Below are 17,180 nucleotides of genomic sequence, written 5' to 3'. Positions count from 1 at the left end.
AGCATCAGACGATAAAAATAAACTAAAATTCCATCAAAAAGAAACAAATTAGTGAGCGCTGTATTTTCTATTAGAGACTATTAAGTAGCTGAATAATGAATGTTTTTTCAGGACATATATCGGATATACAGGTAAACGAAAGTTTATCAATGGTTTCGGTTCGGATAAATGAACATGTTACCCTTAAAACTATTGTAGTAGAAACTCCGGAAACGGCTTCTTACCTGAAGATAGAAAATACCGTAGAAGTTTTGTTTAAAGAAACAGAGGTGATCATCAGTAAAGAAGATGCTCTTTCGATAAGTATTCAAAATAAAATTACAGCTACTATTAAAGGAGTAAAAAAGGGAGTGTTGTTAAGTAGATTAACGTTGAAGTCAGAAATAGGTGACATAATTGCTATTATTGCTACAGAAGTTCTGAATAAGATGATGTTAGTAGAAAATCAAGAGGTAATAGCTATGATAAAAGTAAACGAAATTATGATTTCCAGATGATGGATTGGAACCCAATCATATTAACAGCTAAGCTTGCTTTGGTAACTACAATGGTTCTATTAATTATTTCGATCCCATTAGCATATTGGTTAGCACATTCTAAATCAAGAATTAAACCTGTTATAGAGACTTTAGTGAGTATGCCTTTGGTATTACCTCCAACTGTTTTAGGCTTTTATTTATTGATGACTTTTAGTCCGGGTAATGCTTTTGGAAGTTGGATCGAAGATTGGTTTGGAATCCGGTTAATTTTTTCGTTCACAGGACTAGTGATAGGATCTGTTATTTATAGTTTGCCATTTATGGTAAATCCAATTCAATCGGGTTTGGCTAGTTTACCTTCTTCGCTGACAGAGGCTTCATATATATTGGGTAAATCCAAAATAAAAACCTTGTTTAGTGTATTGCTACCTAATATAAAGCCTTCATTACTAACAGGAATTGTATTAGCTTTTGCTCATACTGTTGGAGAATTCGGCGTTGTTTTAATGATCGGAGGAAACATTCCAGAAAAAACCAAAGTGGTTTCCATTGCTATTTATGATGAGGTAGAAGCATTAAATTATAGTAATGCGCATATGTATTCCTTAATTTTGATCATTATAACTTTTATAGTATTGTTATCGGTGTATTTGATTAATGGAGGTTATCTAAAAAGGTTTTGGAAATGATAAAAGCTCATATTCATAAAACACTTAGTAATGCTAACGGAAAGATGCTTCTTGATATTCAATTGAATATTAAAAAGGGGCAATTTATTACTTTATACGGCCCTTCTGGTGCCGGAAAAACATCTACACTTAGAATTTTAGCTGGATTGTTATCCGTCGATAAAGGACAAATTATTATAGGTAATAAAACATGGTTAAATACAGAGAAAAAGATCAACATTACTCCACAAGAACGAAAGATTGGTTACGTTTTTCAGGATTATGCGCTATTTCCTAATATGACTGTGCGAAAAAATCTGGAGTTCGCTCTAGAAAAACATCAGGATAAAAGTATTGTCCAAGAATTAATTACCATCGTAGCGTTAGAGGAGTTACAAGATAGAAAACCAGAAACATTGTCTGGTGGTCAACAGCAAAGAGTTGCTTTGGCACGTGCACTGGTTCGCAAACCTGAAATCTTGTTATTAGATGAACCACTTTCTGCGTTGGATATTAAAATGCGAACTAAATTACAGGATTACATCCTAAAAGTACATAGACAGTATGAACTCACAACAATTTTAGTAAGTCACGATGTGGGTGAGATTATAAAAATGTCTGATGAAATTTATTGCCTTGAAGATGGTAAAATCAGTAAGCAAGGCAATCCGTCGGCTATTTTTACTAATGATAAACTAAGTGGTAAGTTTCAGTTTACGGGCGAAGTAATTGCTATAGCACAAGAAGAAGTGGTCTATATTGTTACTGTACTTATAGGTAATAATGTAGTAAAAATAATTGCTCAAAAATCAGAAATTATTGATTTAGGAATTGGAGATAAGGTTATCGTTGCTTCTAAAGCTTTTAATCCTGTTCTCCTAAAAATTGAGAAGTAATAGTATGAGAGTTCAAAGAGTACACTTTCCTGGTAAATCATTACTTTCTAAAAATACTTGTGATTATTCGGATAGTTTTAAAGGCAAATTTACTGATAAACAAGATACTATTGATATCATCATTATAACAAAAGCTTTCTTTTCTACTTCACCAGGATGGATTGGGAAATTATTTGTTTTAAGAAATAAAATTGTTTCGGTTTTTGGTTTGAAAACAGGAGGTAAAGTAAAAGAGAGAGAAGAAGCGTTAGATAATTTTAAAGGTGAGATAGGAGAACAAATTGGAATTTTCAAAGTATTCGAAAGAACTGAGAATGAAATCATCTTAGGCGAAGATGATGTCCATCTTAATTTTAGAGTTTCGCTATTATTAGAACCAAAGCTAGATAATCATAAAGACCTTACCATTTCTACGATCGTACATTTTAATAATTGGTTTGGAAAATTATATTTTCTTCCTGTAAAACCATTTCATAAATTGATTGTTCGAGCTATGTTAAAAAGTGTAATTAAAGAAGTAGAAAAAGTATTTCTGTAATTAATTATTGTACAACAATTTTAAGTGATTTCTTGGCACCTAAAGAATTGATAATTTTAGCGATGTATATTCCGGATCCGTAAGAAGCTATGTGTATTACTTCAGTATTGGTTACCATTCGATCATATATTTTTCTTCCTATTGTATCATATATTTCTAATTTTTCTTTTGAATTCTTTTGTGTTTCAATTCTAATATCGCCACGGGTTGGATTAGGATAAATTTTTGTTGATATGGATGCAAATTCTTCTGTACTAAGGGTATTCAAACTTTGTTCAAATAACCAATCCCACACATCTTGATTATTATATGTTTTGGTCCACGCATCATGACCACCATTTCGATATAAAGTAAATGACATTTTATCAGAAGGGCTATTTATTCCAACCCCAGATGACCAGGTTTTGTTTGTGGTATCAAATTGCATAGTATAATCATTATCCGCAACAGTACCTCCAGAACCAAATGGATATACTTCCATAACGGAACTACCTGTATTTGCAATTCGATTCATATTGTTTATAGTTTGTCCTCTTCCTACGGTTCCATCGCTAAAGTTATGATGTGCCCATATAGGAGTTTGTTGCAAAAAATCTGACGGATCTGTTACTCCTCCTGCTCCACAAATAGGTACTGCAGCTGCAATTTTAGTATGATCTGCTTTTAGCGCATTCCAGGTGCTGCCTCCACCAGCGCTTAAACCAGTAACATATACCTTATTCAGATTTATGGGATAATTTGCTATTATATAATTGTATAAATTCGTAAAATCCGAAGGACTAAAAGTACCACTGTTTTTTGGTGATTGAGCAGAAATAACTATTGCAGGAAAATCGGTTCCATTTTCTATCAATTTAGGAGGGCCATGTTTTAAAACCTTGTCTAGATTACTATTTCCGTCTCCTCTTTCTCCTTTTCCATGAAAAAATAGTACCAATGCATAAGTATTTCCAGAGCTTTGATCGAAGTTAGTAGGTAAATATTCATAATATCCATTGGGAGCGTCTGTATTATCTAAAGTAACAGCAGTATGATCGCCCGCATTACCATAAGGAGCTTGAGCAATTATCAACTGACAGAATAGTAGGAAGAAAATAAAAATGTTGGATTTGGGGATAGATTTCATGAAAATAATCGATTGGTTGATAGTACGTATTACAGCTAAATTACAAATAAAAACTACCTGTTTTCCCACCCAAAAAGGGCAGTGTTTTTTTGTGTTAGAGCAATAGCTGTTCGGAGTTAGTAATCGAATTTCCTTTGTAAACCAATTTCCAGCCTAATGAGTTTGTAAGTATATAAATTTTCTGTAGTTCACTGATTAAACGATTTTCTGCGTTCGTTTTTAAGGTAGAAGCTTCTATCTTTTTATTAAGCTGACGGATAACCTCTTTTTGGATAAGATTATGATCTTCGGGATTAAATTGATTAAAAAAATCTTCTTCGAGATCGTGATATTTAATATCAGGGTTTATATTAATTTCTGATTCCGGAATGCTAGTAATCGTAACTGTTTTACTTGATTGATCTATGGTATGCTCTATCATACTTAAATCATAAGAAACGGTTACACTGGCATTAACGACAACAATGGCTTTTTTCTTTGCCGTAAGGATGTCTAGATAATATTTTTTAGCATCTTTATAGGTGATAACTTCAGAGAAATGTCCTTCGGTAACTACTAGTTTACCGACATTTTTTATTTGATCTAAAATAAGATCGGAGGATTGTATTTCGGTTTTTTGAGTTTTAGATTGAGTGATAAAATAGTTAATCCCTAAAGCGATGAATGCGGCAATTAATGCACCTAGAAGAAAATTACGCATATTTTTATTGGTCAAGTTTACTATAAATGTACGCAAAAAAATAGCCTTTCTGTTAACAGAAAGGCCATGGTCTTATTTAGTATGGTGATAACTATTTAATTTCGGGAGGGTATTTTTCTAGTATTGCACCAACAATTTGGTTCATTTTTTCCTGCTTTTTGTCAACGTTTTTAGTTAAAGCAGCTGTTCCCATTCCTTGCCAGATCAATTCATTCTTTGATGCATCAATTAAATCAATGTATAAGGTGCCTTCTGTAGTTCTAGAAACGGTATTTTGTTGAGGTCCCCATAACCATGGATTCCATCCCCATCCCCAACCCCATCCAAAACCAAAATTATTTTGGTAGACGTTTACGTTTTCTTTGGTTTTAGTAAAGATACTAACTAGTACATCTGGATTTTGGGATTTTGTAAATCCTTTTGCAGCCATATCTGTTTCAATAGCTCTAAGGATACGTTTTTTGTCTAGGTCACTGATTTCGGCTTTATCAATTCCTGGTTTATAAAAAGCATAGCTTTTATACGTAGTGAAATTAGTTTGCTTATCATAATCAGATGCTACTCTAACACTAGAGCAGGAGCTAAGCGTTATGATAAGGATTAGTGATAAAAGAGAGTAAAATTTCATAATCCTGTATTTTGTATGTTCAACAATATTTTTTAATAAAAAAAGTCACAACAATCATACCACGAGTACTATATGAACTACTTTATGTATACTTGTTCGTCTTTTTATCATAACCGTAGGGACAATGCCTGCAGCCACTCTCACAACAATATCCTCTTTTTAGATGATATTGTTCCGTAAAACAACGGTACCCCTCAGGAGTAAGATAGAAGTCTCCTTCTTCTGGTTTTAGTATTTTTTTTGGATTGTTCATCGGTACAAAAATACTATCTTGCGGTAAGATGCCAATTGTAGTTAACAAATATTTGATAGGTCGTCATTTTGTGGGAATCGCACTTTGGCCTTTTATAGTGGTAAAAGATCACCATCTAAAGAGAGATGAAGTTTTTATAAATCACGAAAAAATTCATTTAAAGCAGCAGTTAGAACTACTGGTAATTCCATTTTATTTTGTGTATCTAACCGAGTATCTAATTCGATTAATTCAATATCGAAATTCAAAAGAAGCGTATCGTAATATTTCTTTTGAGAGAGAGGCATATGAGATGGAAACTGAACTTTCTTATCTAAAGCATCGAAAATTTTGGAGTTTCGTTAAGTATCTGTGAATAAAAAAACCTGCTAAATTTGTTTAAGCAGGTAATTTAAACGATTAATTATGAGGCCAATTAATAATGTGTAGTTTTTACTCCGTATAGTCTAACAGTAGCTGTGGCGTTATAATCTTTATTCCAGTTAAAATAGTTACCAGTTTTGAAGTAATTGTCATAAGTATAGCCATTAGCGTCATAGTCATACTGAGTAACATATCCGGTATTGATTCCTTTAGCAGAACAATATAATTTAGTACGTAACCTTCCATCTTTGATTTCAAGATAGATTGTAAATATTTCTGAACCTACATATCCAAGGTCTTTTTTTACAATGTCTTTACTAGTCCAATCTGTTCTTCCGTTGGTTGGTTTTACATAGTATTCTAGTTTAATTTTTCCATTATCCCAGGCTACTTTAACAGTTGCAGGGCTGTTACCACCGTATCCGTGTATCTGCGCTACAAATGTTCTTTTGTTACCTCCAATAGATTCTACTCTTAGTTTAGATTCCATTTTATGATAACCAGAATTCATAGACCAGTTGTCAGAAGTAGATTGATTTCCTCTCCAATACTCTCTTAACTCAGTTCTACAATATTTTTTCTTATCAAGACCATATTTTCCAGAAGTGGTATAGCCGGTAAATTTAGTTTTGAAAGTATAACTTCCATTACTATTTTTCTTAACATAATAAGACTCGTTATTAGTAAAGTTTGCATCTTCTAAGTCTTTATAGTAGATAGATGTAGCTTTTCCATTACCTCGATTGATAGGTACAGATAAATACCAGTTTTTCCAGGTGAAATCTCCTGTGGATAGTTTTTGATTAACATCATCTTTAATTTCTTCCGCTTCCAATGATAGTTCTTCTGTAAGATCATTAGTACAACTAGTAAAAGAACAAACAAAAATTAAGAAGAACAAAGAGCAACAAAATTTAGAAAGAGTACCTTTTTTCATGGTTGTATTATTTTAGGGATTGGTTGACCAATTTATGAAATAATTGCTTAAAAGTTAGTTATTTGATAAAAAAAGAATCAAAAAAATGAATATTTGACAATTTTTGTGTTATTTTTTGGGTTGATTCCTATTGTGAGATTAATTGTAAATACTGAGTTTAGGGTAACTTAACTGCGGGAAAAATGTAAAATGTTAAAAAATAGTATTTTGTGAAAATTAACCTTGATTTTATACTTCTCATCTGAATTTTCAAATCGTTTTTATCGTTTGTTCCTATAAAAAACATAAGATCCATTATATAATTTTCTTAAAATGTTCAGTTCTAGTCTGTTTTTTTATAAAAATTTAGACCTCAAAATGTAGCAGTCTTACTTAGAATTAATAATCGTAATTTTGTACAACTTCTTATAAAACGATTGCATGTATTTTTTTTCTTTGGAAGGTAGAGAATCAAAAAATGAAGAAATAGTTCATCCTATTCTAAAAGAGGCTCAAGTATCTCTATTTCTGAAACGCGAAGACTTAATTCATGAGTATGTTTCTGGTAATAAGTTCAGGAAATTAAAGTATAACCTAATAGAAGCTAAAAGCTTAGGTTTCGATACTGTTCTTACTTTTGGCGGAGCTTATAGTAACCATATTGCAGCTACAGCGGCAGCCGGAAAACTAGTTGGATTACAGACTATTGGAGTAATCAGAGGTGAGGAGTTAGCTAAAAATTTAGATCATACGTTATCGGAGAATGATACACTTAGATTAGCTTCGGATAACGGGATGAAATTGAAATTTGTTACCAGAAGCGATTACAAACAAAAAACATCGGAATACTTCTTGGAGTTGTTAAAAAAGGAATTTGGTTTGTTTTATAGTGTTCCTGAAGGAGGAACCAACGATTTAGCAGTACATGGATGTAAAGAAATTCTAACACCCAAGGATGAGATCTTCGACTATATCTGTTGTGCGATTGGAACAGGTGGGACAATTGCTGGGATTATCAATGCAAGCTTAGCACATCAGCATATTATTGGGTTTCCTGCCTTAAAAGGAGATTTCCTGTCCGATGAAATTAAAAAGTATACAGATAAAACTAATTGGAATTTAGCAGAGGATTATCATTTTGGTGGATATGGTAAAATAAATACAGCATTAATAGAGTTTATAAATACATTCAGAAAAGAACAAGGTATAGCATTAGATCCTATTTATACAGGAAAGATGATGTATGGTATTTTTGATAAGATTCTGAACGGGACTTTTACAAAAAATACTCGTATTTTAGCCATTCATACCGGAGGCTTACAGGGTATTTTGGGTATGAACAAAAAGCTAAGTAAAAAGAAGCTCCCGCTTATTACAATTTGATATGGACGTGAGGAAAATTATAATGATGTTTAGTGTTGCTACACTTTTGGTTTCTTGTGGAGGTAGTAAAAAAGCAACAACCACTAGAAAAGCTAATACTCCTTCTCCAAGAAAAACGGAGGTGCGTAGAGAAGTAAAGGAAGTAAAGGAACCGAAAAAAGAAATTAAAAAACCACTTAATGCGGTTTCTTATAAGGAAAAGGTTCAGAATTATATATTTGAATATGCAGGTATTGCTAAACATGAGATGACAGAGTATGGTATCCCGGCAAGTATCACATTAGCCCAGGGAATCTTAGAATCCGGAGCTGGTTACGGAGAACTTACAGGAAAAGCTAATAATCATTTTGGAATAAAATGCCATGACTGGACCGGAGATAGAGTATATCATGATGATGATCGCTCTCAGGAATGTTTTAGAAAATACGAAAAAGCAAGTCACTCGTTTAGAGATCATTCTTTATTTCTAAAAAACAGAAAGCGCTATGCAAAGCTTTTTACGTATAAACAAGATGATTATAAATCCTGGGCATATGGATTGCGTGCAGCTGGATATGCTACAGATAAAAAGTATCCGGCTAAACTTATAAGTATTGTAGAAAGATACAAGTTGGATAAATATGACGCTGAGGTTTTGGGAAAAGCATATGTTGCCAAAAAACCTAAGAAACCAAAAAAAACAAATAAGCCAGTAGTTTCTAAAGCAGAAAAAGGAGAATATGTTGTTCAGAAAGGAGATACCTTATATTCGATATCTAGAAGATACAATATTAAAGTTGCTGAACTTAAAGCGTATAATAATTTAAAAGATAATGCAATTGCCATCGGACAAGTTCTAAAAGTAAAAGAGCCTGATGGTGATGCCGAAGAATTTTAATCCAATATGATTTATAAAAGAAGCAGTGCTCTTTTTGCAGAGGCTCAAAAAGTAATTCCAGGAGGAGTTAACTCACCAGTTCGTGCGTTTAAGGCAGTAGGAGGAGATCCAATTTTTGTAAAAGAGGCAAAAGGAGCCTATTTGTATGATGAAGATGGAAATCGCCTGATCGATTATATTAATTCCTGGGGACCAATGATTCTAGGACATGCACATCCTCCAGTAGTGAATGCTGTCATTGAAAAAGCCAGAAAAGGTACCAGTTTTGGAATGCCAACCGAAATTGAAACTAAGATTGCAGAATTAGCGGTATCTATGGTTCCTAATATTGATAAAATACGGTTTGTTAATTCTGGTACAGAAGCCTGTATGAGCGCTGTGAGATTGGCTCGTGGTTTTACTAAAAAAGATAAGATTATCAAATTTGCAGGTTGTTATCACGGGCATAGTGATTCCTTTCTGATTCAAGCAGGTAGTGGAGCAGTAACCTTTGGTAGTCCTAATAGTCCAGGTGTTACAGAAGGAACAGCAAAAGACACATTGTTAGCAAGATATAATGATCTAGAAAATGTAGAAAGTATTATCAAATCTAATAAAGGAGAGATTGCTTGTATTATAATAGAACCTGTAGCTGGTAATATGGGATGTATTCCACCTGTTAAAGGTTTTTTAGAAGGTTTAAGATCTCTTTGTGATGCTCACAATATTTTATTGATTTTTGATGAGGTAATGACAGGATTTAGATTAGCAAAAGGTGGTGTACAGGAATTATTAGGAGTGGACGCTGATATTGTAACTTTTGGTAAAGTAATCGGAGGAGGGCTTCCTGTTGGTGCTTTTGCAGCAAGAGAAGAGATTATGAATCATTTAGCACCCTTAGGTCCGGTTTATCAAGCGGGAACATTAAGTGGTAATCCTTTGGCCATGGCTGCAGGTTTAGCGATGCTGACCGAGCTAAATGATAATGCAGAGATTTTTAATAGTATTGATAAAAAGACTGAATATTTACATAAAGGAATACAAAAGGTTTTAGAAGATAAAAATATAATACATACTATCAATAGAATTGGATCTATGATTTCAGTTCATTTCTCTGAAAATCCCGTTGTTGATTTCGAAAGTGCTGCAGAAGGTAATAATGAAATATTTAAAAAATTCTTTCATGGAATGCTTGATCAAGGAGTTTATATTGCACCAAGTGCTTTTGAGACCTGGTTTATTACTGAGGCGCTTACCTATGAAGATCTTGACGAAACGATAAAAGCTGTTTCTATCACTGCAAAAAACTTATAAAAAGTAAAAGCCGATCTGACTGGATCGGCTTTTTTTATTCTTTTCCGATGATAATAAAGCTATTGAACTTTTCTATTTAGGATGCTTTTGGTAATGTTATGCAAAAAGTACTTCCTTCTCCAAGAATGCTTTTTACTTTAATTTTACCTTTGTTAAGTTCTATTAGTTCTTTGCAAATTTTCAATCCAAGTCCGGTCCCCGTTTCTTGTTGGGTACCCTCTGTGGTAAAAGTATCTTCGGCAAAAAGCTTACTTAGATTTTCTTTGGGTATGCCAACTCCCGTATCCTGAAAACAAATCTCATAATGCTCTTCCTTTTCTTCAGAATGTAGGGTAATTGAATCTCCAGGTTTACAAAATTTAATAGCATTGGCTATTAGGTTTTGAGATACTATAGAAAACATGTCTTTGTCTGCAAATACCATGGTAGAATCTAATTGATTCTCTAGTTTAATATCTTTAAGCTCCGCTTTAGGTTCAAAAAAGGTGAACTTACTATGGATTACATCTTTGATATTAAATTCGGTAGGTTTAGCATTTAGTTCTTTCATTTGCGATTTAGACCAGTTTAGCAAATTATTAAGCATAATAGAAGTTTGATGCGTCTTATTAGCAAGTAAAGGAATGATTTCCTGAAACTCTTCTATAGAAATAGCATCTTCTTTTAATAAATTTAACGTACCATCGAGACCGTGGATTTCATTTTTAAGATCATGTGAGATGATAGAGAACAGTTTGTTTTTTACCTGATTAGACTCATTTAGTTCTTTTATATATCTTTTTCTTTCTTTACGTGTTTTTATAATGAATATTAAAAAGACAAATATGAGGATCGAAACCCCTAAACTTATAAAAGTGAATATTCTATATTTGAATAATTCTCCTTGGGTTTTTAATTCCTGTTTTTCTTTTTCTTCAAGAAGTTTAAGTTGTTCTAATTCAGATTTGAAACGAATTTCCGCCTTTGAGATTCTTTCGGTAGCTTCATCGTTAGAACTTTGATCCGCAATTTGTTGATATTTTTTTTGCCAGATAAACGCAGATGTAAAGTTGTTTCTAGCAGAATCTAAGGATGCAGAATAATTGTAATTGGTTAAAAGCAATGGAGAAATGTTCAATTTTAGCAATTCTGTCCTAGCATCTTTCAATAACGCTTCAGCTTTTTCATAATTTTTCAGTTGGGTTTCTATAAAGCCTAACTGTTGTTTTATATTAGCGGTTACTCTATAGTTTTGAGCTTTTAAAGCGTTAGAATAAGAAGAATCATAATATTTTTTAGATTTTTCATATTCTTTGTTTTCCCTAAAAAGATCTGCTAATCTGCTATAAGCCATTGCTTTGTCTAGCGTGTTGTTCTTTTTTTTACTGATCTCTAGGGCCTGATTGATTAACTCCTCTGCTTCGTCGATTTTACCTTGCTCAATGTAGATAAGTGCAAGATTGTTTAATGCAGAACCTATTTTTTCTGGCCTGAACTTTTTCTTTAAAGTGATAGATTTTTGATAATATTCCTCAGCAAGTTCATATTTATTAATGTCTGAATAAATATTTGCCAGGTTATTATAAGTACTTGATAGCACTATACTATCGTTTATACGTTCAAAATATAAATTGGCTTCCAATATATAGTCAATGGCTTTTTCAGAATTACCCCGCCCTTGTTCGATGGTAGATTTATTGTTGTTAATAATGGCTAAACCTCTTTGATGATTTGCTATCTTATAATATATAACTGCTTTATCATAGTTATGAAATGCTTTTATATGTTTTTGTGTATGGTTATAAATGTTTCCAATTTGGGTGTATACATCTCCAATACCTCTGTTATGATGTATTTTTTTGGAAATGGATAATAGTTTATCTTCATAGGATAATGCTATTTCAAATTTTCCTTGTACCCAAAGCTGTTTGAAGTGTTTCATAGCATTATCAAAAACAACAGAGTCCTTTTGCGTTTTGATTGTAGGAAGTATACTATCCAAAGATTGTTTTTGCGAAAAGCCATAATAACTTAACAGCATAAGTAGGCCGATAATAAGAGTAGTTTTTTTCATACATTCTATTTTGGGGAAACAGATTAAATGCAATTTAGGACTGCAAAATACAAAAAAATTAAATGTTAACTATTTATTTGTAGTATTATTCTTTCAAATAATTATTGTTTTACCGTATTTTTAACATAATCATCGTGCTTTTTTTGATTTTAGACCAAAAAAGGAGGCTATTGCAATGTGAGAAATAGAATAATTCATTGATAGTGAAGTGTTAATTTCTGAAACAGTAATGAATTCTATTGGAAAACTTATTGCGATAAGTTATCTATAGGTCGTTATAGTTTTCTAAAGATGTTCCTTAAAAAAGCTAAGTGCTAGTTCTAATGTTTTTTTGTGTATCTCTTTTCTATCAACATTTGGGTTGTCAATTGTTATTGTTGGTGCGACTTTTTTTCCAAATTCTGTTGGTTCATTTAAGAAGACATAGTGTCCTACATTTTCATCGTACAGATGAATTTTGCTACTTTCGATTAAATTATGATAGTTTAAAGCATTGTTTTTTATTCTAGTATTCGTATCTCCTTTTCCAGCAACAATAAAAACAGGAGCAGTAATTTTTTCTGTTTGCTCTTTAGAATGGAATCCAAATCCAATTGCTGGTGCCATCACGAAAAAAGCCTTGATTCTATTATCTTTTACTTGATTTTTGTATAAATGGTATGATGAAACAATAAGGCTATCATTTTCAAAATCTATGATTTCATCTGTTTTCGGAAATTCGGCAGGCATTTTTCTATCTTCTTCTTTTTCATTTTCTCTAACGGTTCTATCTACATAACCTCCAGCTAAGGCAATATTTGTATAACCTCCTAAAGAAAAACCAACTCCACCAATTTTCGAGATATCTATTTTTGTACCTATTTCATGATTATCAAGAATACTTGTGAGTACGAATTGCACATCAATTGCTCTTTCCCACCATTTCACGAATTCTCTCGGTATTTTATTGAAAGTTGAATTTCCATAATGGTCAAGTGAAACTACGACATAACCTTCTTTTACCATTTTTTCTATGAACCAGGTCAACGAAAATCTATTACCGCCAGTTCCATGTGAGATTAATAATAGAGGAAATTTTTTATTTGGAATTGAAGCGTTCGGAATTGTTTCGATAGTTTTGAAAAGCTTCTTTTTATTTTCCTTGGATTCTTTTTGAGGCAAACTATCTAATGTAGGATACCATATTTCGGTTGGTAAGGGACGATTTCTTGTCTCATCAACAAATGTTACTGATTTTTGCCCAATGTTAAAAGACTTGTTCTCTGGCTGGGTACAGGAAAGAAATAGGAGTAATGTAACTATAATTATAGCGGTGTTTTTCATGATTGATAGGTTTGTGAATGCCACAACCTATAGACAAATGAAAAAAATAATTGTTACAGTGTTTTCTAAAATTTTTGAGTAACATCTTACATGTATAGGATCATTACAAAAAGGAAAAATTAGTTAGACATTACATCGTTCTGATATTGTTTTTTAGTAAATAGAAACCTTTCTCCAGTATCTGGATCTCCTATAAAGTACCAAATCACTAATTTATCATTTTGTATATATAGATCATATGAAGTCGACATTCCGTTTTTGTATAATTCACTTTTTTTGAAACTCATATATAACACCCATTTTTTTCCTTTAAAGTCTTTTCCGATTTCCCAACTGCCTGTTGTATGTATTCGCTTTTGATAGGACTTCTGCGATACGTTTATAAAATCGGGTAAGTTTTTCGCTTCAAAAGTTCCATCATTTTTAATTTCTAGTACTACTTTTTGATTTCTGTAGCCACGCTTTCTAATTAAGTCATAGCTATAGCTGTCTACTTCCCAAAGTCCAACCATATCTTTTGAAGAAGGTTTTTGGTTGAGATTTTTGGTTGTGATTCCGTTTACAGGACTTATATTGAAATATCTACAGCTAGTTAGCGTCAAAAACATCAAGAGGTAAAAAATGCTTTTCATTATAGAAGTTCATTTTTTGTTTATGCATCATTAATACAGTAATTCAATAATATTTCAGCAAGCTTTTCGTTAGTCAAATTTTTGTTTTTAGAGTCTTCTATGAAATCAAGAAAATAATAGAAGTCTATAAGGTTATAATATTTAATGTTTTCCACTTCATACTCAACTTTTCCCTGTGTCTTTTCTATTTCAAAGAGTGCTATTTTGTTTTTAGTATTGAAAGGTTTTTCCATATAGATTTCGATAACTTCGGATGCTAAATCCAGAGAATTATTTTTATAAAATTCATCTTGATTTCCATTTATTTTAAAATAATGGATTAGTTCTATTAAAGTCATTTTCGGGAATTGTTGATCTTAAGCTAAGATACCCAATTGTATATGTTTCTATTATGTTTTTGTTAGCATAATTGTTTCTTTTATAATTATCAGTGTAATCTATCTCTAGCATTTCTTAAAACAACTAAAAATTCCTTATATGAAAAACTACGACAGTAATGTCGTGGTTTTTACAACTATATAATGGTTTATGAATCTTTTATTTTTTGGGATCTAGTATTAATGAGATTCTTTCTGTAGCATCTTGTAAGTGGTAACGAGTCATTCGATCAGCTGTTCTACCTATAGCATTCCTAATATCTCTTTGTAGATTTTTTAACTCTGCTCTCACAATCGGTCTGATATCACTTTGTGATACATCTACATTAGTGCGTCTTACAAAACGTCTAAAATTAGCAGGGATTGGTTGTTGTTCTTTAGTCATTAAAAACTCTAATCGTTCCAGATATGCACGCTGGAGATTACGACGATACACATCAATAGTAGCTCCTCTTCTCAGTTCACTCCATATACCTGATCGTAGCTCGGTCATCATATCTATTAACGTATAGGCATTGGTAGTGTTCAAAGCTTCGTTTTCTATTAATCGAGACATTCTTCCTTGATCCAATAAATTATTTAGTGTTCTTGTTTGAAATCCACGCATACGTTCTACACTTCCTGCGGATTCTATTTTATTAAAAATAGTAGTATCTAATAACCAATCTGGAGTAGCGAATAATTGTTCTTGCAAAAATTTCATTGCTCGTTTCTGGTTCTCCTTGGTAACATGAGTATACACGGCTCCATCCTGATCATATGTTTTGTAATATTCATATACACCTCCGATATTAGAAGCAACGTGTCCCATATATCTATTAAACTGACTAAGAACTTGCCCGTACATAGTTTGCAGGTCATCGTAATTCTTACCATCTTCTGCAGTCCATTGTATAAGATTAGGTATGATTCTTTTTAGGTTTGCAATACCATACGTACTTGCATTGACAGCATCATCACCAAGATCTTCTGTCTGTGAACTAGGATCAATCACGCCGAATTGTTGTCTTCCGAAACGGTATTTAGGATCATCAGCATGTTTCAATATCCAGTTGTCTAAGGTTTTCTTTTCCTCTTCTGCTGTTGTGCCAGGAATTGGTCTATATCCCCATCTAATCGCATGCTTATCATAAATTCCTATTTCTGGCATCAATGCCACATCCCCATCACCTGGTTGAGCGATATAATTAAAACGGGCATAGTCCATAATAGATGGTGCTGTTCCGTATTTTTTAGTAAATGCAGGATCACGAAGTGATTCTACAGGATAAGCAACACTACTCCCCATATTATGAGGCAATCCTAAAGTATGACCTACTTCATGCGCAGAAACAAATCTGATGAGTCGTCCCATAACTTCATCTTTAAAAGCAACTCCTTGAGCATTTGGATTAATGGCAGCAGTCTGTACAAAAAACCAATTGCGTAATAATGTCATTACATTATGATACCAATTGATATCGCTTTCCAGAATTTCACCAGATCTGGGATCACTTACATGAGGTCCATTAGCATTTGGTATAGGAGATGCTAAATAACGAACAACGGAGTAACGTGCATCTTCGGGACTCCAATCTGGATCTTCTTCTTTGGTTGGTGGATCTTTTGCGATTATTGCATCTTTAAATCCAGCTTCTTCAAAAGCTACTTGCCAATCTTCTATTCCTTGTTTGATATATTTTCTCCATTTTTTGGGAGTTGCGCGATCAATGTAGTATACAATTTGTTTTTTCGGAACTACCAATTCTCCTTTGTTGAATTTCTCAAGATCTTCATCTTTTATTTCCAGTCTCCATCGATCCAGGTAACGTATCGTTTTACTTTCTTGTGCTTCTAATCCATAATCTGTTTGTCCTCTTGCAAACCATCCCACACGTTGATCAAACATTCTACGTTTCATAGGCGTTTCGGGTAGTAGAATCATAGAGTTACTCATTTCTAAAGAGATAGTTCCTGTACTGGCATTAGAAGGTGGTTCGCCAGCGCTGTACGTTTTCACATGTCTTGTTTCGATATTAATCGGGTAACTCCTGATAGAATCTATGTATGAAAGACTTGCGTCTAATCGGGTGATCTTATATTGTTTTCTTCTTGATGCAGGAAAACCGAGGGCCTTTACATCTTTTTTAAATAATTCTGTAACATCAATCACAGTGGCATTGTTTACAGAATCTTTATGAAATGCTTTGATCGGAAAAGAAAACAAAACAGGTTCGAAATTAGAGTTCTCAACAGCTTCGTGAATTGGTAAAGAATCTGCCGCATATATCTGATGAGATACTACGCGAAGCAATACTTGTTTGTTTTTTCTTTGCCATCTAAGTACTTGTGTGTTTTGCTTACCGCCACCAAATCCAATACCTGTAGCGGTTTTAGCAATTCTGGTAACCATTAACATTTCTCTGTTGAACAAAGAATCTGGTATTTCATAAAAGTATTTTTCTTCTATATTATGAACGGTAAAGAGTCCTGGGTCACTTTTTGCTTTTTTGGTAATGACTTCACTATACGGTTTAATCGCATTTTTATCTTTGCCAGGTTTTTTGGCAGTTGCAGTAGAAGAAGCTTTTCCTTTTTTGTTTTGAAATGCAGAACAACTAGAAAGTGTTACTGTTAGTATCAGTAATAGATACAGAGTATTTTTGCGCATGAGTTATTTTTTTATCGGCCGAAGA

Annotated in this window: 18 protein-coding genes; 8 read left to right on the top strand and 10 right to left on the bottom strand. The window is 32.9% G+C overall.

Annotated elements, in window-relative coordinates; all coding sequences use genetic code 11:
• Positions 1-95 precede the first annotated feature (95 nt).
• Genes Q0829_RS15005 through Q0829_RS14990 form a run of 4 tightly spaced genes read left to right on the top strand, consistent with a single transcriptional unit; the run spans position 96 to position 2,581 of the window.
• A complete protein-coding gene (locus Q0829_RS15005; RefSeq protein WP_298544523.1) occupies positions 96-497 on the top strand; it encodes a tobe domain protein in 402 nt (133 codons plus the stop codon).
• On the top strand, positions 497-1,168 hold the full coding sequence (gene modB, locus Q0829_RS15000) for a molybdate ABC transporter permease subunit (RefSeq protein WP_298545640.1): 672 nt from the start codon (positions 497-499) through the stop codon (positions 1,166-1,168). The genes Q0829_RS15005 and modB overlap by 1 nt, the downstream gene beginning before the upstream one ends.
• Complete coding sequence (locus Q0829_RS14995; RefSeq protein WP_298544520.1) at positions 1,165-2,043, top strand: ATP-binding cassette domain-containing protein; 879 nt, start codon at positions 1,165-1,167, stop codon at positions 2,041-2,043. The genes modB and Q0829_RS14995 overlap by 4 nt, the downstream gene beginning before the upstream one ends.
• Before the next feature lie 4 nt (positions 2,044-2,047).
• Positions 2,048-2,581, top strand: a complete 534-nt coding sequence (locus Q0829_RS14990) for a DUF2867 domain-containing protein (RefSeq protein ID WP_298544518.1) — start codon at positions 2,048-2,050, stop codon at positions 2,579-2,581.
• 4 nt (positions 2,582-2,585) lie between these two features.
• On the opposite strand, the gene Q0829_RS14985 is transcribed toward Q0829_RS14990, so the two are convergent.
• The 4 genes from Q0829_RS14985 to Q0829_RS14970 all read right to left on the bottom strand — a co-directional run bounded on the left by Q0829_RS14985 (position 2,586) and on the right by Q0829_RS14970 (position 5,288).
• Complete coding sequence (locus Q0829_RS14985; RefSeq protein WP_298544516.1) at positions 2,586-3,707, bottom strand: T9SS type A sorting domain-containing protein; 1,122 nt, start codon at positions 3,705-3,707, stop codon at positions 2,586-2,588.
• 94 nt (positions 3,708-3,801) lie between these two features.
• Positions 3,802-4,407 carry a DUF4230 domain-containing protein gene (locus Q0829_RS14980; protein WP_298544514.1) on the bottom strand — a complete coding sequence of 202 codons (606 nt, stop codon included), beginning with the start codon at positions 4,405-4,407 and terminating at the stop codon, positions 3,802-3,804.
• Positions 4,408-4,498: 91 nt separating this feature from the next.
• A complete protein-coding gene (locus Q0829_RS14975) occupies positions 4,499-5,035 on the bottom strand; it encodes a DUF4136 domain-containing protein (RefSeq protein WP_298544512.1) in 537 nt (178 codons plus the stop codon).
• 82 nt (positions 5,036-5,117) lie between these two features.
• Positions 5,118-5,288, bottom strand: a complete 171-nt coding sequence (locus tag Q0829_RS14970; protein WP_298545638.1) for a DUF5522 domain-containing protein — start codon at positions 5,286-5,288, stop codon at positions 5,118-5,120.
• Positions 5,289-5,316: 28 nt separating this feature from the next.
• On the opposite strand from Q0829_RS14970, the gene Q0829_RS14965 reads away from it, so the two are divergent.
• On the top strand, positions 5,317-5,643 hold the full coding sequence (locus Q0829_RS14965) for a hypothetical protein (protein WP_298544510.1): 327 nt from the start codon (positions 5,317-5,319) through the stop codon (positions 5,641-5,643).
• A gap of 60 nt (positions 5,644-5,703) precedes the next feature.
• On the opposite strand, the gene Q0829_RS14960 is transcribed toward Q0829_RS14965, so the two are convergent.
• Positions 5,704-6,588 (bottom strand): polysaccharide lyase family 7 protein, encoded by an 885-nt coding sequence (locus tag Q0829_RS14960; RefSeq protein ID WP_298544507.1) that lies wholly within the window; start codon positions 6,586-6,588, stop codon positions 5,704-5,706.
• A gap of 420 nt (positions 6,589-7,008) precedes the next feature.
• Here Q0829_RS14960 and Q0829_RS14955 point away from each other — a divergent pair, with 420 nt between their 5' ends.
• Genes Q0829_RS14955 through hemL form a run of 3 tightly spaced genes read left to right on the top strand, consistent with a single transcriptional unit; the run spans position 7,009 to position 10,120 of the window.
• Positions 7,009-7,950: a pyridoxal-phosphate dependent enzyme gene (locus Q0829_RS14955; protein ID WP_298544506.1), complete on the top strand. Its 942-nt coding sequence runs from the start codon at positions 7,009-7,011 to the stop codon at positions 7,948-7,950.
• Between the two features lies 1 nt (position 7,951).
• Positions 7,952-8,827 carry a glucosaminidase domain-containing protein gene (locus Q0829_RS14950; protein WP_298544505.1) on the top strand — a complete coding sequence of 292 codons (876 nt, stop codon included), beginning with the start codon at positions 7,952-7,954 and terminating at the stop codon, positions 8,825-8,827.
• 6 nt (positions 8,828-8,833) lie between these two features.
• On the top strand, positions 8,834-10,120 hold the full coding sequence (hemL, locus tag Q0829_RS14945; RefSeq protein WP_298544503.1) for a glutamate-1-semialdehyde 2,1-aminomutase: 1,287 nt from the start codon (positions 8,834-8,836) through the stop codon (positions 10,118-10,120).
• A gap of 76 nt (positions 10,121-10,196) precedes the next feature.
• Here hemL and Q0829_RS14940 read toward each other — a convergent pair whose 3' ends face one another.
• From Q0829_RS14940 to Q0829_RS14920, 5 genes are all read right to left on the bottom strand, one after another.
• A complete protein-coding gene (locus tag Q0829_RS14940) occupies positions 10,197-12,173 on the bottom strand; it encodes a tetratricopeptide repeat-containing sensor histidine kinase (RefSeq protein WP_298544501.1) in 1,977 nt (658 codons plus the stop codon).
• Between the two features lie 285 nt (positions 12,174-12,458).
• Positions 12,459-13,496, bottom strand: coding sequence for a hypothetical protein (locus Q0829_RS14935; protein ID WP_298544499.1), 1,038 nt, complete (start codon positions 13,494-13,496; stop codon positions 12,459-12,461).
• Between the two features lie 119 nt (positions 13,497-13,615).
• Entirely contained in the window at positions 13,616-14,128 is a 513-nt protein-coding gene (locus tag Q0829_RS14930) for a hypothetical protein (protein ID WP_298544496.1), read from the bottom strand.
• A gap of 20 nt (positions 14,129-14,148) precedes the next feature.
• A complete protein-coding gene (locus Q0829_RS14925) occupies positions 14,149-14,466 on the bottom strand; it encodes a hypothetical protein (RefSeq protein WP_298544494.1) in 318 nt (105 codons plus the stop codon).
• A 199-nt stretch (positions 14,467-14,665) separates the two neighbouring features.
• The gene (locus tag Q0829_RS14920) at positions 14,666-17,155 is read right to left on the bottom strand and encodes a zinc-dependent metalloprotease (protein ID WP_298544493.1); all 2,490 of its coding nucleotides are present in this window, start codon (positions 17,153-17,155) and stop codon (positions 14,666-14,668) included.
• Positions 17,156-17,180 lie beyond the last annotated feature (25 nt).

Source organism: uncultured Aquimarina sp., from assembly GCF_947492405.1.
Lineage (GTDB): Bacteria > Bacteroidota > Bacteroidia > Flavobacteriales > Flavobacteriaceae > Aquimarina.
This window is presented reverse-complemented; position numbering and strand designations above follow the sequence as displayed.

Excerpts from the sequence above, each read along its gene's own strand:
- Q0829_RS14940 (WP_298544501.1), bottom strand. The coding sequence starts at position 12,173 with ATGAAAAAAACTACTCTTATTATCGGCCTACTTATGCTGTTAAGTTAT.
- Q0829_RS14920 (WP_298544493.1), bottom strand. The coding sequence starts at position 17,155 with ATGCGCAAAAATACTCTGTATCTATTACTGATACTAACAGTAACACTT.
- Q0829_RS14965 (WP_298544510.1), top strand. The coding sequence starts at position 5,317 with ATGCCAATTGTAGTTAACAAATATTTGATAGGTCGTCATTTTGTGGGA.
- Q0829_RS14980 (WP_298544514.1), bottom strand. The coding sequence starts at position 4,407 with ATGCGTAATTTTCTTCTAGGTGCATTAATTGCCGCATTCATCGCTTTA.
- hemL (WP_298544503.1), top strand. The coding sequence starts at position 8,834 with ATGATTTATAAAAGAAGCAGTGCTCTTTTTGCAGAGGCTCAAAAAGTA.
- Q0829_RS14925 (WP_298544494.1), bottom strand. The coding sequence starts at position 14,466 with ATGACTTTAATAGAACTAATCCATTATTTTAAAATAAATGGAAATCAA.
- modB (WP_298545640.1), top strand. The coding sequence starts at position 497 with ATGGATTGGAACCCAATCATATTAACAGCTAAGCTTGCTTTGGTAACT.
- Q0829_RS15005 (WP_298544523.1), top strand. The coding sequence starts at position 96 with ATGAATGTTTTTTCAGGACATATATCGGATATACAGGTAAACGAAAGT.
- Q0829_RS14960 (WP_298544507.1), bottom strand. The coding sequence starts at position 6,588 with ATGAAAAAAGGTACTCTTTCTAAATTTTGTTGCTCTTTGTTCTTCTTA.
- Q0829_RS14985 (WP_298544516.1), bottom strand. The coding sequence starts at position 3,707 with ATGAAATCTATCCCCAAATCCAACATTTTTATTTTCTTCCTACTATTC.
- Q0829_RS14935 (WP_298544499.1), bottom strand. The coding sequence starts at position 13,496 with ATGAAAAACACCGCTATAATTATAGTTACATTACTCCTATTTCTTTCC.
- Q0829_RS14930 (WP_298544496.1), bottom strand. The coding sequence starts at position 14,128 with ATGAAAAGCATTTTTTACCTCTTGATGTTTTTGACGCTAACTAGCTGT.
- Q0829_RS14975 (WP_298544512.1), bottom strand. The coding sequence starts at position 5,035 with ATGAAATTTTACTCTCTTTTATCACTAATCCTTATCATAACGCTTAGC.
- Q0829_RS14990 (WP_298544518.1), top strand. The coding sequence starts at position 2,048 with ATGAGAGTTCAAAGAGTACACTTTCCTGGTAAATCATTACTTTCTAAA.
- Q0829_RS14995 (WP_298544520.1), top strand. The coding sequence starts at position 1,165 with ATGATAAAAGCTCATATTCATAAAACACTTAGTAATGCTAACGGAAAG.
- Q0829_RS14950 (WP_298544505.1), top strand. The coding sequence starts at position 7,952 with ATGGACGTGAGGAAAATTATAATGATGTTTAGTGTTGCTACACTTTTG.
- Q0829_RS14970 (WP_298545638.1), bottom strand. The coding sequence starts at position 5,288 with ATGAACAATCCAAAAAAAATACTAAAACCAGAAGAAGGAGACTTCTAT.
- Q0829_RS14955 (WP_298544506.1), top strand. The coding sequence starts at position 7,009 with ATGTATTTTTTTTCTTTGGAAGGTAGAGAATCAAAAAATGAAGAAATA.